23 protein-coding genes and 2 tRNA genes are annotated in these 25,597 nt (G+C 59.6%); 9 read left to right on the top strand and 16 right to left on the bottom strand.

Annotated features, from left to right (window positions below; translation table 11 throughout):
* Positions 1 to 125: 125 nt before the first annotated feature.
* Positions 126 to 1,937, bottom strand: coding sequence for an ABC transporter transmembrane domain-containing protein (locus R1T45_RS10045; RefSeq protein ID WP_317390743.1), 1,812 nt, complete (start codon positions 1,935 to 1,937; stop codon positions 126 to 128).
* Positions 1,938 to 2,093: 156 nt separating this feature from the next.
* Positions 2,094 to 2,167, bottom strand: a tRNA-Gly gene (locus tag R1T45_RS10040).
* A gap of 168 nt (positions 2,168 to 2,335) precedes the next feature.
* Here R1T45_RS10040 and R1T45_RS10035 point away from each other — a divergent pair.
* Positions 2,336 to 3,271, top strand: coding sequence for a YihY/virulence factor BrkB family protein (locus tag R1T45_RS10035; RefSeq protein ID WP_260009924.1), 936 nt, complete (start codon positions 2,336 to 2,338; stop codon positions 3,269 to 3,271).
* Between the two features lie 3 nt (positions 3,272 to 3,274).
* Here the strand turns inward: R1T45_RS10035 and R1T45_RS10030 are convergent, their stop codons facing one another.
* The 6 genes from R1T45_RS10030 to R1T45_RS10005 form a co-directional block, all read right to left on the bottom strand.
* Positions 3,275 to 3,850, bottom strand: coding sequence for a hypothetical protein (locus tag R1T45_RS10030; protein WP_317390742.1), 576 nt, complete (start codon positions 3,848 to 3,850; stop codon positions 3,275 to 3,277).
* The gene (locus R1T45_RS10025; RefSeq protein ID WP_317390741.1) at positions 3,847 to 6,087 is read right to left on the bottom strand and encodes a xanthine dehydrogenase family protein molybdopterin-binding subunit; all 2,241 of its coding nucleotides are present in this window, start codon (positions 6,085 to 6,087) and stop codon (positions 3,847 to 3,849) included. Before R1T45_RS10025 ends, R1T45_RS10030 begins: the two co-directional genes overlap by 4 nt.
* A 2-nt stretch (positions 6,088 to 6,089) precedes the next feature.
* Positions 6,090 to 6,548, bottom strand: a complete 459-nt coding sequence (locus tag R1T45_RS10020) for a (2Fe-2S)-binding protein (RefSeq protein WP_067935422.1) — start codon at positions 6,546 to 6,548, stop codon at positions 6,090 to 6,092.
* A gap of 122 nt (positions 6,549 to 6,670) precedes the next feature.
* Complete coding sequence (locus R1T45_RS10015) at positions 6,671 to 7,876, bottom strand: hypothetical protein (protein WP_317390740.1); 1,206 nt, start codon at positions 7,874 to 7,876, stop codon at positions 6,671 to 6,673.
* 94 nt (positions 7,877 to 7,970) lie between these two features.
* A complete protein-coding gene (locus R1T45_RS10010; protein ID WP_317390739.1) occupies positions 7,971 to 9,407 on the bottom strand; it encodes a TolC family outer membrane protein in 1,437 nt (478 codons plus the stop codon).
* 123 nt (positions 9,408 to 9,530) lie between these two features.
* Complete coding sequence (locus R1T45_RS10005) at positions 9,531 to 10,184, bottom strand: protein-L-isoaspartate O-methyltransferase family protein (RefSeq protein ID WP_067935417.1); 654 nt, start codon at positions 10,182 to 10,184, stop codon at positions 9,531 to 9,533.
* 143 nt (positions 10,185 to 10,327) lie between these two features.
* Here R1T45_RS10005 and R1T45_RS10000 point away from each other — a divergent pair.
* The 3 genes from R1T45_RS10000 to R1T45_RS21005 all read left to right on the top strand — a co-directional run bounded on the left by R1T45_RS10000 (position 10,328) and on the right by R1T45_RS21005 (position 11,165).
* Positions 10,328 to 10,401: transfer RNA gene (locus tag R1T45_RS10000), tRNA-Cys, on the top strand.
* A gap of 187 nt (positions 10,402 to 10,588) precedes the next feature.
* A complete protein-coding gene (locus R1T45_RS21010) occupies positions 10,589 to 10,681 on the top strand; it encodes a hypothetical protein (protein ID WP_411041395.1) in 93 nt (30 codons plus the stop codon).
* Positions 10,682 to 10,868: 187 nt separating this feature from the next.
* A complete protein-coding gene (locus tag R1T45_RS21005) occupies positions 10,869 to 11,165 on the top strand; it encodes a DUF6946 family protein (RefSeq protein ID WP_411041392.1) in 297 nt (98 codons plus the stop codon).
* A gap of 41 nt (positions 11,166 to 11,206) precedes the next feature.
* On the opposite strand, the gene R1T45_RS09995 is transcribed toward R1T45_RS21005, so the two are convergent.
* Both R1T45_RS09995 and R1T45_RS09990 read right to left on the bottom strand, forming a co-directional pair.
* Positions 11,207 to 12,325, bottom strand: a complete 1,119-nt coding sequence (locus R1T45_RS09995) for a tyrosine-type recombinase/integrase (protein ID WP_317390738.1) — start codon at positions 12,323 to 12,325, stop codon at positions 11,207 to 11,209.
* A complete protein-coding gene (locus tag R1T45_RS09990; protein WP_317390737.1) occupies positions 12,312 to 12,635 on the bottom strand; it encodes a hypothetical protein in 324 nt (107 codons plus the stop codon). The genes R1T45_RS09995 and R1T45_RS09990 overlap by 14 nt, the downstream gene beginning before the upstream one ends.
* A gap of 1,547 nt (positions 12,636 to 14,182) precedes the next feature.
* On the opposite strand from R1T45_RS09990, the gene R1T45_RS09985 reads away from it, so the two are divergent.
* Positions 14,183 to 15,778, top strand: coding sequence for a plasmid recombination protein (locus R1T45_RS09985; protein WP_317390736.1), 1,596 nt, complete (start codon positions 14,183 to 14,185; stop codon positions 15,776 to 15,778).
* On the opposite strand, the gene tnpC (R1T45_RS09980) is transcribed toward R1T45_RS09985, so the two are convergent.
* The 5 genes from tnpC (R1T45_RS09980) to R1T45_RS09960 form a co-directional block, all read right to left on the bottom strand.
* A complete protein-coding gene (tnpC, locus tag R1T45_RS09980; protein ID WP_411041352.1) occupies positions 15,775 to 17,313 on the bottom strand; it encodes an IS66 family transposase in 1,539 nt (512 codons plus the stop codon). The two genes, R1T45_RS09985 and tnpC (R1T45_RS09980), sit on opposite strands and share 4 nt — an antisense overlap.
* 65 nt (positions 17,314 to 17,378) lie before the next feature.
* Positions 17,379 to 17,726 carry an IS66 family insertion sequence element accessory protein TnpB gene (gene tnpB / locus R1T45_RS09975; protein ID WP_317388855.1) on the bottom strand — a complete coding sequence of 116 codons (348 nt, stop codon included), beginning with the start codon at positions 17,724 to 17,726 and terminating at the stop codon, positions 17,379 to 17,381.
* Complete coding sequence (gene tnpA / locus R1T45_RS09970; RefSeq protein WP_243262504.1) at positions 17,723 to 18,118, bottom strand: IS66-like element accessory protein TnpA; 396 nt, start codon at positions 18,116 to 18,118, stop codon at positions 17,723 to 17,725. Before tnpA ends, tnpB (R1T45_RS09975) begins: the two co-directional genes overlap by 4 nt.
* Before the next feature lie 430 nt (positions 18,119 to 18,548).
* Positions 18,549 to 19,586, bottom strand: a complete 1,038-nt coding sequence (locus tag R1T45_RS09965) for a DNA-binding protein (RefSeq protein WP_317390735.1) — start codon at positions 19,584 to 19,586, stop codon at positions 18,549 to 18,551.
* 125 nt (positions 19,587 to 19,711) lie between these two features.
* Complete coding sequence (locus R1T45_RS09960; protein ID WP_317390734.1) at positions 19,712 to 20,656, bottom strand: hypothetical protein; 945 nt, start codon at positions 20,654 to 20,656, stop codon at positions 19,712 to 19,714.
* A gap of 895 nt (positions 20,657 to 21,551) precedes the next feature.
* Between R1T45_RS09960 and R1T45_RS09955 the strand changes: the two genes are divergently transcribed.
* The 4 genes from R1T45_RS09955 to tnpC (R1T45_RS09940) all read left to right on the top strand — a co-directional run bounded on the left by R1T45_RS09955 (position 21,552) and on the right by tnpC (R1T45_RS09940) (position 24,996).
* Positions 21,552 to 22,397: a hypothetical protein gene (locus R1T45_RS09955; protein ID WP_317390733.1), complete on the top strand. Its 846-nt coding sequence runs from the start codon at positions 21,552 to 21,554 to the stop codon at positions 22,395 to 22,397.
* A gap of 186 nt (positions 22,398 to 22,583) precedes the next feature.
* The gene (locus R1T45_RS09950; RefSeq protein WP_317389751.1) at positions 22,584 to 22,952 is read left to right on the top strand and encodes a transposase; all 369 of its coding nucleotides are present in this window, start codon (positions 22,584 to 22,586) and stop codon (positions 22,950 to 22,952) included.
* A complete protein-coding gene (tnpB, locus tag R1T45_RS09945; RefSeq protein WP_209274002.1) occupies positions 22,949 to 23,296 on the top strand; it encodes an IS66 family insertion sequence element accessory protein TnpB in 348 nt (115 codons plus the stop codon). The genes R1T45_RS09950 and tnpB (R1T45_RS09945) overlap by 4 nt, the downstream gene beginning before the upstream one ends.
* A 62-nt stretch (positions 23,297 to 23,358) precedes the next feature.
* A complete protein-coding gene (gene tnpC / locus R1T45_RS09940) occupies positions 23,359 to 24,996 on the top strand; it encodes an IS66 family transposase (protein WP_317389750.1) in 1,638 nt (545 codons plus the stop codon).
* A gap of 112 nt (positions 24,997 to 25,108) precedes the next feature.
* Here tnpC (R1T45_RS09940) and R1T45_RS09935 read toward each other — a convergent pair whose 3' ends face one another.
* Entirely contained in the window at positions 25,109 to 25,426 is a 318-nt protein-coding gene (locus tag R1T45_RS09935) for a hypothetical protein (RefSeq protein WP_317390732.1), read from the bottom strand.
* Between the last annotated feature and the right edge of the window lie 171 nt (positions 25,427 to 25,597).

The raw sequence follows: 25,597 nt of genomic DNA, 5'->3' as shown, positions 1-25,597 counted from the left end.
GTTCCGGCTTATTCTCCTCGCGCCAGATTGCGGTGAAACGCGCCGTTTCGCAAGCAATCGGCGGCAACAAACGCAACGTCACACTAGGGTGACGTAACGCCGGGGTTGCGTGGTTCAAGCTTGCCTTAGGCTGCGGCGACGGCCCCATCGGTGAATTGCAGCCGCGCCAGACGCGCATATAGCCCGTCGCTGGCCACCAGTTCGTCATGGGTGCCGATGGCGGCGATGCGCCCCGACTCCATCACCACGATGCGGTCTGCCTTTTTCACAGTGGCCAGACGGTGCGCCACGATCAACGTGGTGCGGTCGGCACTCAGACGGTCCACAGCAGCCTGCACAAGCCCTTCGCTTTCTGAATCCAGCGCAGAGGTCGCCTCATCCAGCAACAGAACCGGCGCGTCGCGCAGGATGGCGCGGGCGATGGCGATGCGCTGTTTCTGCCCGCCAGACAGCATCACGCCACGCTCGCCCAGATAGCTGTCATAGCCCTCGGGCAATGCGGTGATGAAATCATGCGCCGCCGCGGCGCGGGCGGCCTCCTCAACCTCTGCGTCACTGGCATCGGGCCGTCCAAAGCGGATATTCTCGGCCGCCGTGGCGGCAAAGATCACCGGGTCTTGCGGCACCAGCGCAATAGCACGGCGGAAGTGATCCCGCGCCACATCGCGCAGGTCCACACCATCCAGCGTGATCCGCCCCGACTGCGGGTCATAAAAGCGCAAGATCATCTGAATGATTGTCGTCTTCCCCGCGCCCGAGGGGCCGACAAAGGCCACCGTCTCACCCGGATTGATCTCGAGATCGATGCCATCCAACGCCGCCACATCGGGCCGGGCGGGATAGGTGAATTGCACGTTCTCAAAGGCGATTTTGCCCGCCACGGGCTGCGGCAGGGTGGTCTGCCCCTCGGGCGACGGGTCTTGCACCGTGTCCTCGGTCTGGAGCAGATCAACCAGCCGTTCCGTGGCACCCGCTGCGCGCTGCAACTCGCCCCAGATCTCGGACAGGGCGGCGACCGCGCCCGCGACCATGACCGCATAGATCACGAATTGCACCAGCGCGCCCGCGCTCATCACATCGGCGCGCACATCCCGCGCGCCGATCCACAGCACGCCCACCACGCCCGCGAAGACCAGAAAAATCACGATCATCGTCATCGCGGCGCGGGTCTTGATCCGGCGCTGCGCGGCATCGAAAGAGGCTTCGGTCATCTGCGCGAATTGGCCCCGGCTTGCGGCCTCATGGGTGAAAGCCTGCACCGTTTGCACCGCGCCCAGCGTTTCAGAGGCATTGCCCGAACTCGCCGCGATCCAGTCTTGGTTCTCTCGGCTCAGCACCCGCAGGCGGCGGCCCAGCGTCAGGATCGGGATCACCACCGCAGGCACGATCAGCAGCACAAGCCCAGTGAGCTTGGCCGAAGTCAGCAGCATCAGCCCCAAGCCCCCGACAAAGATCAACAGGTTCCGCAGTGCGATTGAGACCGAAGAGCCGATCACCGACAAGATCAGCGTGGTGTCGGTCGTGATCCGGCTCAGCACTTCGCCGGTCATGATGCGCTCATAAAACGAAGGGCTCATGCCCACCACGCGGTCAAAAACCGCGCGCCGGATATCGGCCACCACCCGTTCGCCCAACCGGGTAACCAGCGCATAGCGCAGCCCGGTGCCCACGGCGAGCAGCGCCGCGATCAGCAGGGCGGCAACGAAATAAAGGTCGAGCAATTCGCTCTCCCCGGTGCCGAAATTGTCGATCACCCGGCGCACGGCCAAGGGCAGCGTCAGTGAGATCATCGCGGTCAGCACCAGCGCTGCCCCGGCGGCGGCCATGAGCACGCGGTAAGGGGCCATGAAAGGCATCAACGCCGCCAGAGCGCCGATCCGCCGCGACTTTTCGCGTTCATCTTTGGCGGACTGTGCGGGGGCTGGGGTGCGGGCCATGGGCTTTCCTTTGTCTTTCCACATCGGTCATGGCGCGGGGGCTGGGCAGGGTCAAGCAGGACCGCCGTCATAAGGACAATCTGCCGCCCCTGATGAGCGCAGCAGGCGCAACTATCCCGCGCGGTGGCGGCGGTCAAAACAGGTCTGGGGAAAGAGTGGAGCGGGCGGCGGGAATCGAACCCGCATCATCAGCTTGGAAGGCTGAGGTCTTACCATTACACAACGCCCGCGCTACGGCCTCTCTCCTATTTTATCGCTCTGCGAGCGTCAAGTGGAGCGATCACCCTTTGGCAAGATCAATCGCATGAGCCTGCTCTTGCCAGTGGCCCGTCATCAAGGTGGCAGCCCGGGCCATCGGGCACTAGCTTAGCCTCATGGGATGAAAACGAGGCATTGGCATGGACGCCAGATCGGCTCAGGACCAAAAGCGCGAAGTCGTGTTGACCCACGGTGTTCTCAGCGAGAACCCCGAGGACCTGTTTCACGGCACCGGGCTGCGGGTCGCGCGCGCAGTTCTGTACGAAGCGGTGCTGCGCCTGTGGAGCGATGACGCCTTTGGTATGGCCGGAAACGTGGCCTTTCGCGCGTTGCTGGCGATTTTTCCGTTCCTGATCTTCACCAGTTCGCTCACCGCCTTTGTCGGCGATCGGTCGATGGCCGATGACTTGATCCACTTCCTGATCGCCATTGTCCCCCCTGCCCTGATCGAACCCATCGTGTCAGAGGTGGAAAAGGTCATGACCGTGCCGCGCGGCGATCTGCTGAGCGTGGGTATCTTGCTGACCGTCTGGTTTGCTGTGGGCGGGGTCGATGGGGTCCGCATCGGCCTGAACCGCGCCTATGGGCTGCGCGAGACGCGCTCGGTCTTCACGATCTATGCGGTGCAGGTGGCCATGGTGCTGCTGGCAAGCCTGATCCTTGTGATCGTGGGATACCTTTTGGTGCTGGCCCCGCGTGCCGGGTCTTGGCTACATATGCTGATGCCGGGGTTTGATCCGGGGTCGGTGACTGTCGGCCTTGTCCGCTTTCCGGCCTCGGCCACGATCCTGTTGGTCGCGCTTTTTGCCGCCCATGTGATCCTGCCCGCCCGGCGCACCAAGTTTAACAACATCTGGCCCGGGGTGGTGGCAACCGCCGTTGCATGGACCCTGCTGGCGATGCTCTTTTCGTCCTACCTGCGCAGCTTTGGCACCTATGCCAGCTATTACGCGGGCATGGCGGGGATCATCGCGGCGCTCTATTTCATGTATCTCGCCGCACTGGTGCTGATCTTTGGCGGTGAGTTAAACCGCGCGCTGCGCATTCGCAGACTGGCCCGCGCGATGAGCGATTAACCCTCAATCCCCTTCGCAGGGCGTGCCCGCAGCGCCCCAGACCGTCACATCATGCACCAGCGCATCAAGCGACCCTTTGGGCACCGACCGTCCCGCACCGGGGGCGAAACCCCAGTTCACGAAAGCCGAGTTTTGCAGGTGATCGACCAATGAGGCGATGTCATGCCCGTCGTTGGTTTCAGGGTCGCGCAACTGGGTGCAGACCTCTGCCGAGGTCTTGCCGAGCCACGCCAATTCCACCGGAGGCAGCCGCCATGCATCGTCGATATGCGGCGGGGCGTGGGGCACGGTATTGGCGGCGGCAGAGGTGACGTGGCAGGCGTCGCAAGGAATGCTCTCGGCCCCGATCCGGCTCTCGCCCGCGCGCACGTTCATGCCATGCACCGCCTCTGGCCCATAGCCCAATGCCTGCCACATCGGCTTCCCCTCTTCGCCCACATGGCAGTTGGTGCAGCGCGGATGCGCGGTAACGGTAAAAATCCGGTCCCACGCGGCCAGCCCCTCCGCCCGGTCTGGCGCATCCTGCGCTACTGCGGGGGCGGCCAGCATCAGCGCGGCACAGGTCAGGAGGTACTTCATGCGAAATCCACGGATTTGGAGAGGGGGAGTTCACGAATACGCTGACCCGTGGCGGCAAAGATCGCATTGGCCAGCGCAGGCGCGGCAGGTGGCACACCCGGCTCACCGATGCCGCGCAGTTTGCCGCCATTCTCTAGCCCGCGCACCTCGATCTTGGGCGTCTGGTACAGCCGCAGCCCTTCGTAGAGGTGATAGTTATCCTGCTGCGGCACCCCGTCGCGATAGGTAAGCTCGCAGTTCATCGCATGGCCCAAGCCCCAAATCACCGCCCCGGAAAGCTGCGCCTCAAAGTTCACCGGGTCCAACACGCGGCCCACTTCCGCGGCCACGAAAACGCGGTCGATCTTGAGACCCGCATCGGTCTGGCTGACCTCAACCACCTCGGCCACCGGCACGCCGAAGGACAGGCAAAACGCCAGCCCCCGGCCCCGCCCCGGCCCAAGGTCCGCGCCCCAATCCGACATCTCGCCCACGGCCTCCAACACCCCGCGGGAGGGCGCATGGGTGCAAAGCCGCAACCGTTCCTCCAACGGATCGACGCCTGCGACATGGCACATCTCATCCATGAAGCTTTCGTGCAGAAACCCATTGCTCGACGCCCCGACCGACCGCCACGAACTGACCGGCACCATCGCCGGCACCCGGTGGCCGGTGACGCGGTAATCGGGGATCGCGAAGGGCTGATCCCACGCGCCCGCCACGATGGCGATGTCGGGGCCAAAAACCGGCTGGTTCAACCGCGCCATTTGCGATTCCGCCGTCGAAGGTGCCGCGATGGCCAGATCATAGGCCGCGATCTGCCCATCCGAGACCTTGCCACGCGCCCGAGCCATAGCCAGCGGGCGGGGGAAGTCATGGGTGAAATCCTCTTCGCGCGACCAGACCATCTTGATCGGCGTGCCGGGCATTTGCATCGCCACTTCGGCGGCGCGCAGGGTATAGTCATCCTCCAACCGCCGCCCGAAACTGCCGCCTGACATCAGCACATGGATATGCACGTTCTCGGCGTCGATCCCGGTTAGCGCGGCGACATTGGCCTGCATGAAACGCGGAATCTGCGTGCCGGTCCAAATGTCGACGCGGCTTTTCTCAAGCTTCACCACGACGCTCATCGGCTCTAGCGGGGCGTGGGCGAGGTAGGGAATGCGGTACTCGGCCTCCAGCACATCGCCGTCGGCAAGGGCGGCGGGCACGTCGCCGTCATCGCGGAACCGGCTGTCTTGGCGGTCTTCGGTAAAGGAGGCCGCGACCGCTTTGAACTGCTCTGCCGTATCGCCGGTATAGGGCGACGGCCCCCAATCGCATTCCACCGCCTGCGCGGCTTGAAAGGCCCGCCAAGTATTGTCGGCAACCACCGCGACGCCGCCGGTGATCGGCAACACCGCCTTCACACCGCGCATCTTTTCGGCGTGGCCCGCATCAAACCCCATGATCTTTCCGCCCTGCGCCGGGTTGGTGCGGGTCGTAGCATGGAGCATCCCTTCCATCGCCATGTCGATGCCATAGGTCTGGGTGCCGGTGGATTTCGGCACGATATCGGTGCGCATTTGCGCCTTGCCCAAATGCCGCCAGTCGCCGGGATCGCGCAGCGCGACCTCGGTCACCGGATCAATTTCTGCTGCTGCGGCGGCAAGGTCCTGATAGGCCAAGCGCATCCCATCGGGCAGCACCACGGCGCCCGCTTCGGTCTTAAGCTGGCTCCGCTCTAGACCTGTCTGCGCCACGGCGGCGGCCAAGAGCGTTTCACGTGCCACAGCCCCGGCCATGCGCAAGCGGTCATACATATCCGGCACGGTAGAGCTGCCGCCGGTCAGTTGCAGGCCCAGCAGTTTCCCCGCCACATCCGACGCCCCGCGCCCGGTCCGCGCGAGCAGCGTCTCTGAGGTCGCGGCAATCGGCATCGCCTCAACCCCTACGACACCATTGTAATAAACCGGCGAAGGTGGCCCGGGCGTGATCTGCACCGCGTCAAGATCGACATCCAATTCTTCAGCGATCATATGCGCTTGGACGGAGTAAGCCCCCTGCCCCACATCGGCGCGCGGGGTGATCAAGGTGACACCGCCCGCATCGATCTTAACATACGGCGTGATTGCCGCCGCGCCGGGGGCAAGCCCCTCAAGCAGCGGGTTCTTCAGGTCACGTTTATAAAGATAGGTGCCAAAGGCGACGCCCCCGACGATAGCCGCAGAACCGACGATGAAACTGCGGCGGGTGATGGTGCGCAAACGCGACATGCTCAGGCCCCCCGCAAACGCGCGGCGGCGCTGTGGACCGCGGCGCGGATGCGCGGGTAGGTGCCACACCGGCAGAGGTTCCCGCTCATCGCGGCGTCGATCTGATCGTCCGTCGGCTCGGGATTCAACTCAAGAAACGAGGCTGCTTGCATGATCTGTCCGGATTGGCAGTAGCCACATTGCGCGACCTGATGCTCCACCCATGCCGCCTGCACCACATGCAGCGCTTCCGGCGTGCCCAAGCCTTCGATGGTGGTGACATTGCCGTTCACATCCGCCGCCCGCAATTGGCAAGACCGCACGGCCAGCCCATCGACGTGCACGGTGCAAGCACCGCATTGCGCGATGCCGCAGCCGTATTTCGGCCCGGTGATTCCCAACTCGTCGCGCAAGACCCACAGGAGCGGCATGTCGTCTTCCACGTCCACTTCGTGGACCGTGCCGTTAACCGTCAATTCCATCGGTGATCCTTCCGCCCTGTTGGCCTTAATGTAAACGGCGGCGCATATCGCGCAAGGCCGCGCGCGGCGGGTCGCGCAGCGTCATCTTGTCAGGGGATGGCCAGCAGGTGCCGCCCCTTGGCCTATTCGAGGTCTTGTGCCGTGAGGGCGCGGTGGATCTCGCGGCGCACCAGTTTGCGCACATTGCGGGTGATCCGTTCGCCCAAAGCGCCTTGCAACTCGGCGCGGACGATCTCTGTCACCAGATCGCGCAGCGCCTCTTCGTCAAGGAACTGGTCATCGCCCGCCACGGCTTCATCTTGCGCAGAGACGGTATAGCCGAATTCCGGTGCGGTCGCCGCCGGATCGGCGACACGCGGGCCGCTGTCGGCAAAACGGCGCACCTGTTCTTCGACCTGCGGTGTCGAGGGCTGCGGGCGGCGCGGGGCCGGTTTTTCGGCCTCTACCGTTGCCGTGTCGGCGATCGGTGCCTCTGGCGCCTCTAGCTCCGCATCGTCTTTCCACTCCATCGCCGGGGGCTCTGTACCGGAATAGTCGTTGTCGCCGGGGGCGTCGGGGTCCCAATCGTCAGAGATCTTGCCGATGGCTGTCTCCAACGCGGCCAGCTTGTCGCTGCGGCTGGCGCCCGTGGCCTTGGCCACCGCCTCGGAGACGGTCCGCGCCTTGGCCTCAACCTCCGCCGCGGCGTCTGACACGGGTTCAGAAGCGGGGGTGCCGTAGTCTTCGGCATGCAGATCACTGGGATCGTCATGCAGCATGTCATAGTCCAAAGGCGAGACCTTGGCGGGATCAACGGCGGCGGGCTGCGGGCGGTCTTTGCCATCCGAGGTGGCCACCCTGAGCGCCGGGGTCAGCACCAAACGGTCGCTCGACGCGCTTAGCGTTTTGTCGGCTGGGGGGGTGGCAGGATGGCGGGCGGAAACGAAGGGACGCTCTGTCTCGTCGGCACTGTCATCCTCTTCGGTCTGCATGGCTTGGGTAAGGCTCAGCGGCTGCGGCGTGGTCTTGGGCAGCTCGCTGGTCTCATCATCGGAATCAGGGCGTGCTGGGCTGGCAGTGGTGGCACGCAGCGACAGATGCGGGGTGAAGTCCTCCGACGTGATCTTATCCGCCGCGGTCGAGCGCATGCTTTTGAACTCTGCCCCCTCGTCCTGCTGCTGGGGGGCAGCAGCCTGAGCCTCGGCGTCAGTTACAGGACCGGGCGCCTCAACGGGGCTGGGCACCGGCGTAGGGTTGGACGTTTGCAGGGGACGTTTGTCTTCAGACACCAATCGGCGAATCGACGACAGCACGTCTTCCACCTCCGCGTTTGTGACGGGTTCGGACATATTTCTCTACCACTCTTGCCTCGCGGATAGCTTAACCGCGCGGGAGGATTCTCACAATGGGGCGGTGCAAAATGCCAAACGACCGTGCGGAATGTCAGTCTTTTTGCAACGCGCGCAGCACGCGATCCAGCGCTTGGCCCTCTTTGGAGTATTTAGCAGGGGCGTCCTTAACAAGGTTGTAATAGGCCCCCGCGTCATAGATCTGCACCGGCAGCTTTAAGTCCTGCGCGGTCAGACGCCCCGTGGCCGCCAGCACGGAATAGGCCGCCACATAAAGGTTGGCGCGGGCCGACACGCGGGTCGATTCCGCATCCAGCAGCGATTGTTCGGCATCCAGCACATCCAATGTGGTGCGCGCGCCGAGGGTGGCTTCTTCGCGGATGCCGCGGAAAGCGATACGCGCCGCACGAATCTGCCTGTCAGAGGCCTCCAACTGCGCACGCGCCGAGGCCAGCGTGGCATAGGCGTTGCCCACTTCCTGCTCTACATCATGGCGGACGACATGCAGGTTCGCGCGCTGTGCGTCACGCTGCGCCATCGAACTGCGCACGGCCGAGGACAACGCCCCGCCCTGATAGATGGTCTGCCCAACCTGCACCCCGACGCTGCCGCTGCGGGTATAGGCCTCACTGTCGAAGGTCTCGTTCAGGCCATATTGACCGTTCAACGTGATCCGAGGGGCCATGGCCGCCTCATTGGCTTCGACGCCAAGATCGGCAGCCGCCACCTGATGCTGTGCGGCGATGATCGACGGATGGGTGCGCACGGCCAAGGCCTTGGCCGAAGCGAGATCACCCCCGATATTCGGCAGGCTCGGCGGTTGGCTGAGGTTGCCGGGCGCATGGCCCACCGCGTTGCGATATTCCTCGACCGCGCGCAGCAGGGTGCCTTCGGCCCCGGCCAGCCCGCTGCGGGCATCGGCAAGCTGCGCTTCGGCCAAGGCCACATCGGTGCGGGTAACCTCGCCCACGTCGAAACGATCCCGCGCGGCGCGCAGTTCTTGGGTCAGCAGCCGCAAGTTGTTGTTGCGCAGCTCAACCGTTTCCGAGGCTTCGATCACGCCCATATAGGCCGCTACCGCGCGCAAAAGCACCTGCTGCTCTAGGTTCACCAAGGCCTGACGGGTGGCCAGCACGGTCTCTTTCGCGCCTTCGATCCGATAGGCACTTGCGCCGAAATCATAGAGCAACAGCTCACCAATCAGGCTGATCGACGCCTGGAGGCTTTCCGTCGACTGGGCCGGCAGCAGCGAAGAGCTGCGCGCGGTGCCGAAGCTTTGTGTAAGCCCCGCCGCCCACTGTAGCACAGGTTTCAGCGCCGACTTCGCCGTGGCCACATCCTCATCGGCGGCGCGCAGCAGCGCGCGGTTCTGGTTAAGCAGACCTGAATGCTCATAGGCCCCCACCAGCGCGTCGGCCAATGTTTCCGCCGAGGCCAGCCGCGGCAGGGCAGCGCCGCTCGCCAAAACAAGGCTCACCGGCACTGCGATGGCAAAACGTTTAAGGGATTTCGTGAAACTACTTGCGCTCATGGCTCAATGCCCCTGAATGGCTTTTTTAGACCTTTTAGACCGGCCCATGGGCCGATCGGGACGGGTGCCCCTACCCTGAAAGCGATGCGGCGCGCGATCCGGATCAGCGCGCCATCATCCCGCTTACAGCTGGAATTCTGCCTGACGTTCAAAGCCACGCAGCACCGGCGCACCGGCGTTAAATTCGGGCCGCCAGGACACCTGACCACCGCGTTTATAGCCCACGCGTACTTCGCCCAGACCCCGATCCATAAAGAGACAAGCAATACGCCCGCCCTCTTTCACCTGCTCCAACAAGGCTTCGGGCACGTCGCCCACCGCCCCTTGAATGATCACAACGTCATAGGGACCATGCTGCGGCGCGCCTTCGGTCAGCGGGGCGACATGCACGATCACATTGTCCGCTCCGGCCTGCGCAAGCGCCTCCTGCGCCTCGGCGGCCATCGCCTCATCTTCTTCGACGGCGACGACGGCCTCGGCCATATGGGCGATCACGGCGCTGGAGTAGCCCATGGCGCAGCCGATATCGAGCACCAGTTCGTCGTTCGTGATGTCGAGGTGATCGAGCATCTTGGCCAATGTTCGCGGATCAAGCAGCACCCGGTCCTGACCGAGATCGAGGTTCTCACCCAGATAGGCGGCCTCGCGCTGCGCGGCTGGCACGAAGTCTTCGCGCTGCACGGTCAACATCGCGTCGATGATTGGAAACTTGGTCACATCCGAAGGGCGGACCTGCGTATCTACCATGGTTACGCGGCGGGCGGCGAAATCACTCATCAGCTAAACTCATTCGTTCAGGGTGTCTGAAGAGTGATGTGCCACATTGCCGGGCCAGCGGCAACGCCCTGACCGCATTTTCACACGCATATGGGTCTTGCGGCCTTCCTCGTGATCCGTTAGCAGTGCGCCAACCACCGGTCGGCGAGTTGGCGGAGTGGTTACGCAGCGGATTGCAAATCCGTCCACACCGGTTCGATTCCGGTACTCGCCTCCACCTTATTTTTCTCGAGTTTAAGGCCTTTTAACTCCATTCGGATGAGTAAAAATCGCTCGGTTTACACCTCAGTTTACAAACCGCCACCGAAGGTAGCGTTCGTACGTGCCCGAAAAAGGTCTTCAGGGTGAACGTTAACCATGTCCCAAATCTCATCACTGCTTACTAAACCGGCGAATGGCGTGCGCTGCTGGCAAACCCAGCCAAGCAGTGGTTTCAAGGAGTTTCGGCCATGGCGGGCGTGCGATTTTTGGAAGCGGCGAACGGTTTACCCGACTGATATCTTATCACAGTTCAGGCAGGGTGCAGAGTAGCTGCTGGCGTTATCTGAGCATCAAGTGCCCCTGCCCCGCCATGGAGCCGCGGGTCAGTGAGACCTCTTTGCACTGACCTAAGGGGCGACGCATCGGGATCTCCATGGTGTTGGGGCCCAAGGTCGCCGAAACTTTTGTCCCGACCTTGGATAAATGGCTACGCAAAGCCTTCGAAGAGAAACTACAGCTGCTGGGCGCGCATTGCGACCTCCTGGGCTGTGCCGTGCCCCACCGGGGCACCTGCCGACCAGCCGCACGGGCGCAGCTTTGATTGAAGCACACTGCTTCCGAACTGACGCTATGGCGATAATCGTCCAGTCGGTCCTGCGGGAACTCCGCTGGTTCGAAGACTTCGCAAACTTCTTTGAAGCCATTCCAGAACGCAATACGGCCAGACAGATCATGGCTCCCGCGGAAGAAGTCGTTGATACTTGCCTGGGCGACAGATGATGAACGGTATTTTTCGCAACGTCGCGTGAGATCAACGGCGCTTATTCGGAGCGATTTTTGCGGAACTCGTCGAGCTTTTTGAGAACCTCGTCTGCGACCTCTGGGACCACCGCTGCGTATTTCTCGATGATGTTGGCCGCGTGTCGCAGCCCCCAACCCATCGTGACAGCGATCTCGTTTAGGCTGCAGCCTGCCCGAAGCAGTTCCGTCGCCGCTGTGCCGCGCATATCATAGAGGCGAAGTTCATCGCGAATATGCATAAGGCTGGAATCCTTGGCAGCCGCTGCATTCGCGCGCTTCTTGAGATCCCGAATAATGCCTGAGGCTCGCTCGGGTGTCAGCATGTGGCCTTCCAGCGAAACGACGAGATATTCCTGCCCGGCAGGCGTCGTTTCGATTAGAGTCGACAAAGCCGGGGTCACCGGAATACTGACAGGCTTGCCGCTTTTGGTCCTGCGGAAGAAGAGGCGCCTTCCATTAGGGGTCTTTTGCACGTGCTCATTCCTCAAAATACCGATGTCCTGAGGGGTTAGACCGCCTTCGGAAGCGGCGATAAGCACACGCTTCTCTCGGTCATTCGCAACTGCTCGTAAGGCTCGGAGTTCCTCTGGAAGCCACACGATGTCAGACCGATCCGATCGATATAGGCGCGCGATGTTCGCGTGATGGTGCACGAGTATCGAAGCGTCATCATTCATTGCCCAATTCAAAAAGCGGGTGACGACGCTTGTCGCGTAATCGTACTGTTTTGGCGAGTGGGCCCAGCGGTCCTTCCATTCGCGAATTTCCGCGACGGCCTCCTTTTCCTCGAACATCTTGATCGGATCATCGCCGAACGCCTCGTCAAACGATGTCAGGTATTTGCCGTAGTCGCTCCGTGTTCGCTCGCTTAGATTGACGAAGTGCGCGGACCGCCGGTAACGATCGATAACTGACCGGGTGATTTTCCTGCCCGCGGTTGACACAGACGGCTTATGCTGGCGCAGGATCGCCGCGTAGGCCAAGGCATATTCCGTGGATCCCTCTTCGAAACTACAGTCCGAAGACCAGAACTTTGGGCCGCCGCGAAAAGCGTAGTGGTACTTTTTTATGACACCGCCCGAAAGGCGCTTTTTTACGCGATGCACACCTTGCAGGGGCTTTGATTTACTTTTGGCCACGACGCGCCCTCCGTTGCTCGACCAAGCTGACCGGCTGGGTCTCTACCGCGGCGACGCCGGCGTCGGACAGACCTTGGACGCTGTTTAGACGAGCGCGCACATGCTGCGGGTCGAAATACCCACGACGGTGCGGAACGGGCGAAATGCCGACGTTCTTCAAATACGCTCGGAAGGATTCGTTCACGCCCGCGAAGCCCTGGGCTAAAGCGAGTTCTTCCGCGCTCAAAAGAGTAATCTCAGCAAGAAGAGATTGCACAGCAATGTCACGCCTTTGGCGACCGCTGGATGCAAGTGATGCATTCGTCGTCATAGTCAGTCCGTTATTTGGGAGCGTGGTTCGGGGAAGGCTTTGAACCAAACTGGTTATAACCAGAAAGGCGGTTCGATTTCCTCACGGCGGAAGCAATCTCTGGAAAAAAACCACAAACCGCGGAATTTTAATGATATTTTACACAAAACGGTCTGGTGTACCGCCGGGCATATATTCAGGTTGATCCGAGAGAATTGCAGTCCACCCCCACGAGAAGCGCGGCATGCCAGCGCAGAGCGCTGCGAATTCCGTTGGTAGCCCTCTGCAACGAGTTCCCGACACCGTTCAGAAACTCATAGACAGGCCTCTCAAAATGCGTGTGTGGTTTGTTTAATGCGGTGGCTCTGAGCGCAAATGCCGGCGATGCTTGCCTGCCTGTGTCTACGCGAAGATAGCTAAAGGCTTGATCCGAGGGTTCACTGCTCTTCTCGCTATGCTCGCGCACGCACTTGACAAGTGCCTGAGCGTCAATGCGAACATCCGCGTCGAATACGGAGGCGCTTCGTCTTTTTGAAAGTGCGCCTCCGCAAAGCGTCAGAAAAAGAGCGGTTTTATTCCATCTCGATGGGACGGCGAAAAACGGACAAGACCCCCTCGAGACTGTCCCGGAGGCGCTGCGCTCTTGCCCCCAGACTATTATGACCTTCCGCCTCCTTTGAGCAAGGCGAGGCGCCGTACCCGTCGGGCAAGTCATCGAGGATCAGCATTTTTAGCATTTTCTCACCCAGCGAAATGGTTGCAGATGGTGGCTGCGGAAACCGAGCCAAAGAGATTTCCATTGCCCACGCGACGGAACTGCCGAGCTCCCCGTGCAGTAGCACGAGCACTCGGGTCAGTTCTTCTCGGTAAGCAAACCAGTAGCGGTGCAACTCTGTATTGAAGTCCGGACCTGGACGTCGTTCGGCAGGCGCCAAATGGCTCTCACTCGATGGGAAAATTCGGTCGGCCGAAACGCCAAATGTAGCATTTGTAGCAAAGGGCGCTACTGATGCACTCGTAGCAGGTGTAGCATTACTTGCTACCTTGTTGGCAGTAGTACGGTGATTTGACGACATATCAGATATTCCTGGCTTCAGCGCCGGGCATTCGTGCCCGGTCAAGTCTTTCAAGCGCGCGGGCCACCCGTCTCATTCCGTGTCTCACGAGGAGGGCACGGAATGAGACGGGTGGTCCAGCACCAGCGAACCCGCATGGGTCGAACTTCATGACTGGGGCACGGCTCAGTCACAAAAGAGTGTTTGGCCAGCGTCCTTGCCATCGTCCTCTCGATGCCAAGGGTCCAAGGGGAATGTAGCAAACCCATTGGCTGGCGGCGGAAAAGCGAGCAGGTGGGGGGCCTTGGGGGGAGGAGTGCGGAACGACGCTCCCCCCAAGCCGTCGGAGACGCCACGCGGCGAGCGAGCCCCCGGCAAGGCGAACGGGGGGGTGAAGGGGCGGAGCCCCGGGGAAAGGCCTGGCCATTTCGCACCCCCCGTAGTGAGTTACCATTCCCGCGAAATCCTTTCGTGGGCTCCATCTCCCCTCCGTCACCAAAACGGAGAACGATAATGACACAATCCGCGAATAGACTGATCACCCGCGTCATGCGGCGGACGCTTGAAGAGTTGGAGAAGCTTACGCATCATCTGCTGCGAACGGGCGGCGAGCTCAGCCACATCGATCCCAATCGGACACAGCTCAACCGCGCCATCGTGGGGACAGGCAACTTTTCCCAAGACGTCCACGCCGCATACGCCAAGATCGCCGCGAAAAACCTGGCGAATGAATTGCCTGCCCTGAGGAAATCGCGTGGTAAGAAAGCAGCCGAGAAACGCGCAGGTGTAGGCCCCAAAGTCCCCTATCATCATCTCAATCAGAAGCCATGGACCGAAATACTGATAACCGCTTCACCGGATTATTTCCGGCCCAACGGCGAAGGGCCAGGCCAGTGGGACCGAGAGCGCGTAGAGGCCTTCGCCAAGCGTACACACAAGGTACTAAAGGAGAAATTTGGACGTGGCCTCGTGAGCCTGCTGCTCGAACTCGACGAAGAGACCCCGCACTTGACGGCCGCGGTACTACCGCTTGTTGCAAAACGCTCGAAAAGACGCGGCCGCCAAGAAGAAGTGAACCACCGCGCTCATCGGGAATTCTTTATCCCAGACGTGCCGGATGAAGATCTTCTTGATGCTTCCGGAGCCCCTCTGAAAGGCCAGGATCGACGAACCAAGCGCCTCGAGCTTCAAGAAGACCTTGTCAAAGGATATGAGACCTTCCAAGACAGCATGGCTCGGCGTTTCAAGGGCCTGGGTTTGGTTCGCGGCGAAAGACACGCAGAGCGACAACGTTTGGACCGTTTCCTTGGCGAACGCCCTGAACCCACGCCTGTACACCGCGGCACCCAGGAATGGCGTCAGGAACAAGGGGCGGAACTGGACCAGCAAAAAGCCGCAACCCAACAACTGCGGACCGAGCTTCGCGCAGCAAAGGCTGCAACCCGGCGCGCGGAGCAAAGCCAGGCGGCAGCGGCAAAAGCCGAGGCCAAGGCAGTGCAGCACGCCGAGGCTGCCAAGACAAGACTGGCCGAAGCCGCGGCATTGAAGACCGGGTTCGAGGCCGTGATGGCCGAGGAACTCCTATACGCCCCTGGCCAAACTGAAGACATGGACGGCGTCAAGGCAGCTAAAGTGCTGCCGCATGAGAAGGGGCAGGATCTTCTTAAAGCCATTCGGCCTGCTGTCGCGGGGGTCACCATCTTTGCGAAGCGGGTTGCTGAACTTACGGGTGGGTTGCAAAGCAGAATTTTGGCGACCTTTGCAGCCCGTGATGCGGCGGCCACGCGACGTGATGAAGATATTCTGCTCCGAGAGGCTGCCGTGCGCGACGCTGAGACGCGGGTGCTCACTGCCGCTGCCGGTGTCGAGCACGAGCGAGCCGAACTGGAGCAACGTGAACCCAAGGAACTCACCATGTCGGACATTGCACGCCAGGTTGCCTCAGGCCTCTGGCGTGCCCCGAGCGAAGCGGAGCAATCTGAGCGGTTGCGCGAATTACCCGACGTGTTTGTCGCAACAGCCCTGCGCTCAAAAGAGGAATGCGCCGCCCAAGACGACCGCCTCGCGAAGCTCACGAACCGTAAGCGTCCGGTGTCGCCGCGGTTTTAGGCTTTTTCGGGCTGCCAATTCCAGGGCATGAGTTCGTCGATGCGATTGATCTTGTGATCTGGTAAACGTTGGAGGACCCATGTGAGCCATGCCTCGGGATCGACGCTGTTCAGCTTACAGGTTTCCATGAGCGTATAGGCGATTGCGGCGGCGCTTCCGCCCCCAATAGACCCCATGAACAAGTAGTTTTTTCTTCCCAATGCAACGGGTCGCATTGTCCTCTCGCAAGTGTTGTTGTCCAGCTCGAGGTGCCCGTCGGTCAGGTAGCTGCGGGCTTTGGGCATGCGGTTCAGGGCATACCGAATGGCTTCGGCCAGCTTGGTTTTGCCAGAGATCTTGCGCAGCTGAGCCTGCAGCCAAAGCTCCAGGTTGTCGAAGACAGGCTTGGCCTTGGCCTGCCGCAGGGCGACGCGCTCTTCCGGCGTTTTCCTTCGGGCCTCCTTCTCGACAGCGTAAAGCTGTGCAATCTGCTTGATTGCCTGTTGGGCAATGGGAGAGCCAGTGCGCTCGGCCTCGTCGACGAACTTGCGGCGCACATGGACCATGCAAGCCTGTTCGTCAGCTTTGTCCTTGCCAAACAGACCATTGAAGCCGGCGAAGCCATCAGCATGTACCGTGCCGGTATACCCGGTAAGGTGATTGACGGGGTGCTCGCCCTTCCGATCGACGCTGAACTGATACCAAGCGCAGGGCGGCGCTACTCCGCACCACGGTCGTTCATCCCGAACATAACTCCAGAGCCGGGCGGTTTTGGTCTTTGTCGTGTTTGCGCGCACCTGCAGTTTAACGGGGGTATCGTCCGCAAACAGGGCTGGCCCAGCCCGGACCAACTTGCCAATGTGTTCCGCCAAGGGTTCCAGCAGAGCTGTGGTACGCCCGACCCAGTCGCTTAGTGTGGAGCGATGTAGATCGACCCCTTCGCGAGCGTATATCTTGGACTGCCGCTCAAGCGGCAGATGATTGCAAAATTTGCCGACCAGCATGTGCGACACAAGGCCGGGTCCGGGTCGCCCACGTTCGATCAGGCGGGACGGCAACGGGGCCTGGGCGAAGGCTTCACAGCAGGTGCAGGCCATACGCGGACGGATAAATCGGCGCACCATGAAGCGGCCGGGGATATAATCCAGCTCTTCGGTCACGTCCTCGCCCACTTGGCGCAGGGCACCGCCGCAGTCGTGGCATGCCTCGCCCGGCGACAGAACCTCATCTTCCCGATCCAGGTGGTTGGGTAGTGGCTTGCGGCTGTGCTGGCGCTTGTTGGTTGGGGTCTCTTCATCAATGGGCGGCTGCTCGGTGTGGTGATCCTCTGCGGCCTGCGCGATCTCTTCGTCTTCCAGCAAATCGAGAGCCAGTTGATCCATACCCTCTGACTTCGAACCGAAGCGCGCCTTGCGGTGACCATGAAGCTCTGCCTTCAGCTTCTCGATCTGGTAGGCCTGAGACTGGATATGCTGGAGCATTTGCGCGCTGACAGAGCGCAGCTCGTCAGGATCTTTTGGCAAGGATTTGAAGGCGTCCAGCATGGTGTAATCCATACCAGACCGCCCTATGGGAGGGAATGCAAAACAGCGCCAAACCCTATGTTTTGCTGAGTTTTACCCTATCCAGCAACCAGCGGTCGCCAAGTCTTCTGCGGCGTCCGCCAGTCGATCCCTTCGAGCAGCATCGACAGCTGTGAGGGGCTCAGGCTGACCTTGCCCTCTTTGGCTGCGGGCCAGACAAAACGACCCCGTTCCAAGCGTTTGGTAAACAGGCAGGCTCCCTGGCTATCCCACCAGATGATCTTCAAAAGGTCACCCCGGCGACCCCGGAAGACGAACATGTGACCGGAATACGGATCTGCGGCCAAAACCTGTTCGGCCTGTGCCGCCAGCGTGTTGAAGCCACGCCGCATGTCCGTCACGCCGGCAGCCAGCCATACCCGCGTGTTGCTCGGCACCGGGATCATTGCGTCAGTCCCTCGACCATCGCCACAATCGCCGACAGCGCGGTTGGTCCCTCCACCAGAATGCGCCGACCATTTGACAACGTGATATCCACGCGCTGCGCGGTGGCGGGACCTGTTGGGGAAGAGCGCGGAATGTGTGGCGCTGGCGCTGACGTCACGCCCGAGACCTCAATTGGGAGAAACACTGCCTCCTCGGGCTCGGGCAACTCCGCGGTTTGACCTTCCGATGTAAACCGTGGATCGCGAAGCCACGTATGGATCAGGTTGGTGTTCATTGCGTAGCGACGCGCAACCTGCGCAACAGAAACCCCGGTCACCCGCGCCTGCGCGCAGATCGACCGCTTTTCATCATCCGACCAGACCCGCTTCTTCTGACCCTTCTTACCCGCCATCGCTCACCTCAAGATGTACACCATCGATAGTGGACATCTACCAGACACTTTATCGCGCGGTCAGAGCAGGGACACCGGACGGATACCACGAACCGGAGCCTGCGGCAGCACTATTGCGCAACCGAGAGCGCATCATCACTGCTTGACGACGCGCCCGCGGACTTCGTTCGGGGCATCCGCCTTCTGGAGAAAGAGGCAGCGCGGCGTGGTGTAGACCTCGCGACCGGACGCCATGATCCATCAGCGGGCACGGATCCAGCAAGGGCAGCCTTGCACATTGATCAGGACGATCGTCCGTTTCAAGTGCTCAGGCGTGCAACGCGTGAGCGCCAGCTCGTTCGCGCTTAATCCGAAAGCAATCGGAGAAATGACAATCGGGCCAGGGTGCATACCACCCCGACCCTATCATAACTGCCCGCCGGTCCCCTGATTACATGGACTGCGCTTGAGCGCCGTCATCCATAGCTGCGTTGAACGGCAACTCCAAAGTAGTATCACCATCACCCTCATCCTCCTGCCCCGATGGAGCCTTCGCCTTGGCTCCTTTCGGCCGGGACGCCTTTCCGGTGACCCCCAGTTGATCAATTACCCTCTGACTTTCTTCAAGGCGAGCTTCAGTCCGAAGCAGCGTCCGTTCATGAGCGGCCGCATTAGCACGCTCCGTTGCAAGCTCCTGGACCACACGATCGAGTTCAAACGTAAGCGAAGCAACATCACTCGCCGTCTTCGACAACTCCTCCACCTGCTGTTGGGCTTCGTCCAATTTCGCCCGCGAAATGGACAGCTCCGCCTTCACTGTGTCCAAACCGGCGGCGACTTTCTTACGGTCATTTTCCGCAGTCTTGACAGCCGTCTCGAGGTCAGCATTCCGCTCAGCCGACGTCTTCACTTCCCACTTAGCGTCTCGAAGCTGTTTATGAAGCATACTCTCCCGCTCTTCGAGCCGGGCCTGCGCAGTCGACAGCTTGACCTCCGTTTCGGCCAGTTTTGCTTTGACCTCATCGAATTCGGCCTGCGTTGCCCCGTTTATATCAGCGACCGCCTTAAGCTCCGACAGCGCATGGTCCCGTTCCCCTTCCATTTGACAAAGCGCATCGAAGTTACCTTCGGCTTCGGCTTTAGCTTCCATCAACTTCCTTGAAAGGTCCTCTCGATGCGCATCAAACGAAGCGTCGGCCGCTTGAAAGGCAGCATGCCAAAGGCGCGCGAACCCCTCCGAGACTGCTGCAGGTGCATCAGGTATCGCAGCACGGGCCCTATGCTCCTCGCGTACGGCCTCGACGATCCTTGGCAATTTACCCTTAAGGCCACTGTTCGATACACCAGCCAGCGTTGTCACCTGCCTTGTTGTCGGCGGCTTTCCCTGTTTCAAGAAATAATCGACTACTGCCGCAATTCTCTCCTCGGGCAAGGCGCTCATATCCACTGTAAGGTCTTGGATTGCGGCGTTCGGGTGTTGGTCAGTCATTCTTGCAAATTCTCCATTTGAGTAAGAGCCGGACGAATATCGTCGTGCTTGTAGCGGCGAGGGCTACTCGTTAGCGGGTAGCATTAAGGAGATGGGGTCATTTCCAGTCAGGGAAAAACGAGCAATCAATAAATCTGCACCTGAGCGTGTTTTCTTTTCCATTTATTGCGAAGGAGAGAGGCTCGGCCTCTCGGAGTGATTTCGTAGACCTTCCGAACACCCGGACGCGCACAATATAGCGCCCCTGCAGACCACTGTGTATCCGCATGCTGAAGCTTGACTGAAACTGACGCCACATGATCGAATATTGGATGATATCTCGGCATCACCAACATCGACACGTCCCAGCTTCTTGAGATTTCTTCAAGCACCTTCAACCAAGCGTTCCTGGACTTGGACCATTCAACAATTCGAAGCCTGTCGCGGCGACCCTCCTCTTGTTCAATCGCCTCTTCTATGGGTTGTAGTTTTTCCGAGCATTTCAGCATGTCCCGAAATTCACGTACTGCAGCCTCAGCAGTGTTTTCCGCAATATAAGGCAATCGAAACATAGGGTACTTCTTATTCACATGAAGGCGCATCAGTAGATTTGCCTGCACCCGATAGCCTGAAGAAAACTGAAAATCCGCCGGTGCCACCCTCGCAAACTGCGGTTTTTCTTTTTCGGCCTTTGACATAGCGATAGCGTCAGAGAAGCTCCGAGCAGTTCGGAAGACCAGAGTGGTCGAGTTTTCAATTCGGATCTCTTGGAAAAGACCCTCGCATTGCGTTAGTTCTTCTACGGCCTTTGCGAGCCAGCGATTGTCACGCACACCGTCAGTACCAATAAACTCTGTCAGAAAAGCGCACCGAATTTTAACTGACTTGTTCTTGGCAGCATCCTGCACGAACTTTTCCGCATCGCTATAGCCCGCACTGATTGCGTACAGTATCAGGCCATAGAGAAGGCGCATGGTTCGCGGGGACAGCGGGCAGTGCAACGCAACGTAGTTCAACAGTTTTTCGGGCAGGTTCGCAGCATTGGGCAAGGTATTAGAGAACGCGTATGGCTTTGTATTTTTGGCGGTCAAGACTATCTCCTAATTGAAAGTTGGGCTTAGAACAGAGAAATGGTTCCGTTCTTACTGCGCTCAAAACTCTTTTCCCCCCGTCTGCGCAGATAAGCCTCCCGTCCCTGCAGATAAGCCTCCCGTTTCCGCACACATGCCTCCCGCTTTTTCCACCAACAAGTCCGCTTAAACGGCGCGGACGTAAGCTATTTAAGGCCTATGATCCGCCAAAACCTGCTGCAAAATCCGCCGCACCACTACGGCTGGAGCGACAAGCCACTGAAAAGTTTTGCTAAATACAGTACTGAATATGAAGAATAGTTAGAAGATTATAGAACCCAATAGAAAGTCAAACTCTGCAGGTTAAAAGTCAGCACTGTTGTCGCTCGAATATGATGTAGACCGTGCTCTTGACGAGAACGACATCCTTGTCGCTTTTCTGTTTCATGGCGTGGCAGTGACCTTCTTTTGCCTCAATGCACGGTAACAACACATGATTTCCCCCTCAGTGTCCGAGCGGTCCCATAGGACGGCTCGTCTCACGTCACCGAACATTGTTCACAGGGAACAAACATCGTTCCGATTCTTGTGCACATTGCAACCTGCTTCAGGGATACCCTGCAGGAAACGGCTCTGGCAGAGAAACGACGCACCCATCCCTTCATGCCCAAGGCCGCAAACGGCCCCAAACCGGACGTTTGGTACACCGACAGATGCCGCACCGCAGTTCACCGAAGCAGACTTTCGTCGCAACTCACAGTATTGACTGGCAGGTCGAGGTCTGTGGTGTGGACGAAGCTGCACCTTAGGTAGCATGGTCTTTGGGACAAAAATTGAGGCTGCCCGACGCACGACATTGATGTCTCCATATTCTCGGGCGATGATAATGGCGTTCTAAATTCAAAAGGCCTGAAAAATGTCCACGAAAATTCACCCCGAATTGCTCCGCATGGTGGAGAGCGAGATGGCATTGTGGGTGCGGGCCAGAATTGGCGATTTGCCAGATGAAGCTAAGTTCCGTGCAAACAATGCTTTGAGTGCGTTGTATTGGGCGGGCGGCATTTCAACGCTCCACTCATCGTTGGATAGACGATACAGATTCAGCGTTCCGGCCACGTTCTGCCTGACACATGCTCTCGAAGAGGCGGTGGTGGCATTCGTCGGCTGCGCATCCGTCGGCCAATACGCAGACCTTACAGATCAATTCAACATCGGTAATCACAGTTACAAGTCGGCGCTAAGCTGGGTCTTAACGGAGGTGACTAATCGAGTTAGTAAGGACTACAAGCTCGCACTGGCATATTCTAAAGACAAAGACCGGATCATTGTCCGATTTAACGATGAAGGCAAAGCCAGTTATGCACCTGCTTCCTTGAAAATTCTTAATATGAACGATGCTGATGGCGAACTGGTTTATTCATTCGCGCAAGAAATCTATGCAATGTATTCTGAAGAAGCCGCCGCTCTAAGGTATCTTCACGATATGGCAAACGGGCGGAATGTACTGATGTATGCGACCGATAATAGCTACATGGCCGGTCCCGATGACATGAAGTATAATTTACGCGAGCTGTCCAAGACAACGCTCGGGGTGCTTTGGGCCACCATTGATCTCTGGGAAAACAAAGAAGACCGGCTTCAGCTGGTTGAGATCTTTCTTCAAACAGCTGTGGAGTTGGCAAAGAACGCCAGTCGCTTGCGGAACAAAGAAGCGCAAGAACACAGGAAAGCGAAGGTTGCGGCTGCCAGTCAGGGAAGCTGAAAACTTGGACTCCTCGTGAGGGCCGCTTCCTGCGGGTCGCTGCCGCTCACGATCGAAGCGAACGGCCCATTCTGGACATTAGCACCGTAAGCGCCCGATTGTTACCGCCTGCCGCGTGAACTCATACTCTCTTAAGTACTGTCGTTATTGTCGTCGTTACTGACGTCGTATGAGATGGGACGAGCTATGCGTCATGAAGTGATTGTGGGCGTTGAGCGAAGGCGCCGTTGGCGCGAAGAGGAGAAGTTATCGATCCTCGGAAAAGTTGGCTTAAATGGCGCGACGGTCAGTGATGTTGCGCGATGTCATGACATTACACGCCAGCATATCTACCAGTGGCGCCAGGAACTTCGGCGTAAAGGGGTTTTGCCGCGGACTTCGGAGACGGTTTTTCTGCCGCTGCCTTCGCCTTCTTGCGAGGAGCCCGGGCAGTCAAGAGATCGGCAAGACTTGGAGATCGAAGTCGTGCTTGGAAATGGTCGCAAGCTGCGCTGTGCCAGTGATCTCCCATTAGAGCGCGTCCAGCAGCTCATTCGGGCGGTAGAAGCAGCATGATCGGGCCCGGCACCGGCGTTCGTGTGTATCTGGCATGCGGCGTGACGGACATGCGCAAAGGGATCGCAGGTTTGTCCGCTATGGCTCAAGATGTATTGCGCCAGAAGCCCACAGGCGGTGCTGTGTTTGCCTTCCGGGGTCGGCGCGGGGACCGGGTGAAGCTTCTGTACTGGGACGGTCAGGGGTTTTGTCTCTATTATAAAGTTCTCGAACGCGGCCGATTTCCTTGGCCGAGCGCGGAAGACGGTGCCTTGCGTTTGACCTCTGCGCAGCTTGCAATGCTCTGGGAAGGCATTGATTGGCGGCGTCCGGCTTGGGGCGCTCCGCCTGCGCGCGTGGGGTGATTATAGCTTCTGATCTGCTATATTTATATGGTGTTTGCGCCTGAATTTTGGTAATCAGCCGCATGTCCAACCCAGCCAAAAGCTTGCCTAATGATCCTGCCGAATTGAAGGCGATGATCGCGGTATTGCAGGCTGAAAATGCTCAGATCGCGGCGGAAAACGCCAAGATGTCAGCCACGCTGCGGGCCCATGATCAATTGGTGCAGGCGCTGCGCCTGCGGATCGCCAAGTTGCAAAAGCTGGCGTTTGGTAAGTCGTCGGAGAAGGTCGAGCGCGAGATTGAGCAACTGGAACTGGCGCTGGAAGACCTGCTGGTTGCAGTGGCTGAGAAGGACGACACCCCTATCGACGAAGGACTGAACGAGCCAGTTCCAGAGGGGGCGTCAGCCCCTGTTTTGCGCCGCCGCCCGCGTGTGTCTGATGCGACCCTGCGGGAACGCCGTGAGCTTGACCCAGGTGCATGCTGTCCAGACTGTGGGGGCGATCTGCGCGTGGTGGGTGAGGATGTCAGCGAACTGCTCGATATGATCGCAGCCCAGATGAAGGTGATCCAAATCGCTCGGATCAAGAAATCCTGTCGGCGCTGCGAGCGGATGGTGCAAGAACCTGCGCCCAGCCGTCCGATCCCAGGCAGCATGGCCGGGCCGAACCTCCTGGCGCATGTGCTGGTCTCGAAGTTCGACGACCATCTGCCTCTTTACCGCCAGCATGAAATCTTCGAGCGGATGGGGGCCGACATTCCCGAAAGCACCCTCGTAGGTTGGTGCGGCCGCGCCATGAAGACACTATCGCCGCTGATCGAGCGGATCGATGCGGACATCCTGAGCAGCGACCTTCTACACGCGGACGATACCCCAATCCGGGTATTGGACCGTTCCCGAAGAGACAAAGGATTGGGGAAAGGCGTGAAGCAAGGCCGGATCTGGGCCTATGTGCGTGACCAGCGCCCGTGGGCGGGAGCCGCGCCACCTGGCGCTGTCTATCGGTTCGCACCCAACTGGAAAGAAGAGCACGTTCTAAGCCATCTGGCCGATGCCCGCGGCATTCTGCAAGCGGACGGCTACAAAGGCTATGCCAAGCTCTACGAGCCCAAATCCGATGGCCCGCCGCGTTTGCGCGAAGCGGCCTGTTGGGCGCACCTACGACGAGACTTCCACGACTTTTGGACCTCAACCAAGTCCGAGATTGCGCGTGAGGCGCTCGACCAGATCGGTAAGTTCTACGATATTGAGCGCGACATCAACGGCCAGGCCGCAGAGGCCCGCCTTGCGGCCCGTCAAAGGCTGAGCCAACCAAGGGTGGAGGCCTTTTTTGATTGGTCCGAACAGCAACTCCTGCGCATTCCCGGCAAGAGCGATCTGGCCAAGGCCTTCCGCTATGGCCTCAGTCGAAGGGATGCCTTCAGCCTGTTCCTGTCCGATGGTCGGGTAGCCATCGACAACAACCCAGCAGAGCGGGCTCTGCGCCCTATTGGTATTGGGCGAAAGAACTGGCTCTTCGCGGGGGCCGACACAGGTGCGGAAACTTTGGCTCGCGCCATGACCATCATCGAAACAGCCAAGCTAAACGGCCTCGATCCACAGGCCTATCTCGCGGACGTTCTCGACCGCATCCACGACCACAAAATCAACAAGCTGGATGAGCTGCTGCCGTGGAACTGGAAGACGTTGCCACGAGAAGCCAACAGTCAAGCCGCGTAAACTGCGGTACCAATGGCGCGGTTACTTAGCACCCGTTGCAGCAAACGTCCGAACCCGATGCCTCTTTCCCTTATCATCTGGCGAACGACGTCATGCGGGTGTCAGCCAAACTTCAGAGGTTGGATGCCTTTCTCCCGCGCACAAATTTCCCCGAGAGAGCTGCTTTCGCCCGCCTGACGACCCAATCCACTATTATGATGCCGGTGATCAGGGCGAATACCACAACCATCCCAACAAAGAACAAATGTTGGCTCATAGCGCCGGCTTCAAAACCAACGCGTGCTATTGGGTGCTCAAAAGCTGCGAGACAGTCGGCGACTTCCTCGACTTCGCATGGTAGCTCTCGCTCGAGGTAAACCTTGCCTTTGATATCGACGACGCACATCGCACACGACCGAAGCGACACATCTAATCCAACAAAATATTCCATCTTCTGTCTCCCTTGTTCACAGCTATGCTGTGATCCTATCGGGAGCTCGACCAAAGTGCAGGGTCAGCCCAATTACGCATGCTCTCCGCCCATCTCTGACATCAAAAATAGTTTAGTCTGAGTTTGGTGGCGAAAAAATTGAACCCGCATAGCCAGTCGTCATCGACACGC

It is taken from the genome of Sulfitobacter sp. LC.270.F.C4 (genome assembly GCF_032922545.1).
GTDB lineage: Bacteria > Pseudomonadota > Alphaproteobacteria > Rhodobacterales > Rhodobacteraceae > Sulfitobacter > Sulfitobacter profundi.
Note: the sequence above shows the minus strand (reverse complement) of the source record. Positions and strands in the feature narration are given on the sequence as shown.

Excerpts from the sequence above, each read along its gene's own strand:
- tnpA (WP_243262504.1), bottom strand. The coding sequence starts at position 18,118 with ATGGCGGGTAAGAAGGGTCAGAAGAAGCGGGTCTGGTCGGATGATGAA.
- R1T45_RS09990 (WP_317390737.1), bottom strand. The coding sequence starts at position 12,635 with ATGACGACGAATGCATCACTTGCATCCAGCGGTCGCCAAAGGCGTGAC.
- R1T45_RS21005 (WP_411041392.1), top strand. The coding sequence starts at position 10,869 with ATGGCTACGCAAAGCCTTCGAAGAGAAACTACAGCTGCTGGGCGCGCA.
- R1T45_RS10045 (WP_317390743.1), bottom strand. The coding sequence starts at position 1,937 with ATGGCCCGCACCCCAGCCCCCGCACAGTCCGCCAAAGATGAACGCGAA.
- R1T45_RS09935 (WP_317390732.1), bottom strand. The coding sequence starts at position 25,426 with ATGGAATATTTTGTTGGATTAGATGTGTCGCTTCGGTCGTGTGCGATG.
- R1T45_RS10005 (WP_067935417.1), bottom strand. The coding sequence starts at position 10,184 with ATGAGTGATTTCGCCGCCCGCCGCGTAACCATGGTAGATACGCAGGTC.
- R1T45_RS09985 (WP_317390736.1), top strand. The coding sequence starts at position 14,183 with ATGACACAATCCGCGAATAGACTGATCACCCGCGTCATGCGGCGGACG.
- R1T45_RS09965 (WP_317390735.1), bottom strand. The coding sequence starts at position 19,586 with ATGACTGACCAACACCCGAACGCCGCAATCCAAGACCTTACAGTGGAT.
- R1T45_RS09955 (WP_317390733.1), top strand. The coding sequence starts at position 21,552 with ATGTCCACGAAAATTCACCCCGAATTGCTCCGCATGGTGGAGAGCGAG.
- tnpB (WP_209274002.1), top strand. The coding sequence starts at position 22,949 with ATGATCGGGCCCGGCACCGGCGTTCGTGTGTATCTGGCATGCGGCGTG.
- R1T45_RS10010 (WP_317390739.1), bottom strand. The coding sequence starts at position 9,407 with ATGAGCGCAAGTAGTTTCACGAAATCCCTTAAACGTTTTGCCATCGCA.
- R1T45_RS09950 (WP_317389751.1), top strand. The coding sequence starts at position 22,584 with ATGCGTCATGAAGTGATTGTGGGCGTTGAGCGAAGGCGCCGTTGGCGC.
- tnpC (WP_317389750.1), top strand. The coding sequence starts at position 23,359 with ATGTCCAACCCAGCCAAAAGCTTGCCTAATGATCCTGCCGAATTGAAG.
- R1T45_RS10030 (WP_317390742.1), bottom strand. The coding sequence starts at position 3,850 with ATGAAGTACCTCCTGACCTGTGCCGCGCTGATGCTGGCCGCCCCCGCA.
- R1T45_RS10025 (WP_317390741.1), bottom strand. The coding sequence starts at position 6,087 with ATGTCGCGTTTGCGCACCATCACCCGCCGCAGTTTCATCGTCGGTTCT.
- tnpC (WP_411041352.1), bottom strand. The coding sequence starts at position 17,313 with ATGGATTACACCATGCTGGACGCCTTCAAATCCTTGCCAAAAGATCCT.
- tnpB (WP_317388855.1), bottom strand. The coding sequence starts at position 17,726 with ATGATCCCGGTGCCGAGCAACACGCGGGTATGGCTGGCTGCCGGCGTG.
- R1T45_RS10015 (WP_317390740.1), bottom strand. The coding sequence starts at position 7,876 with ATGTCCGAACCCGTCACAAACGCGGAGGTGGAAGACGTGCTGTCGTCG.
- R1T45_RS10020 (WP_067935422.1), bottom strand. The coding sequence starts at position 6,548 with ATGGAATTGACGGTTAACGGCACGGTCCACGAAGTGGACGTGGAAGAC.
- R1T45_RS10035 (WP_260009924.1), top strand. The coding sequence starts at position 2,336 with ATGGACGCCAGATCGGCTCAGGACCAAAAGCGCGAAGTCGTGTTGACC.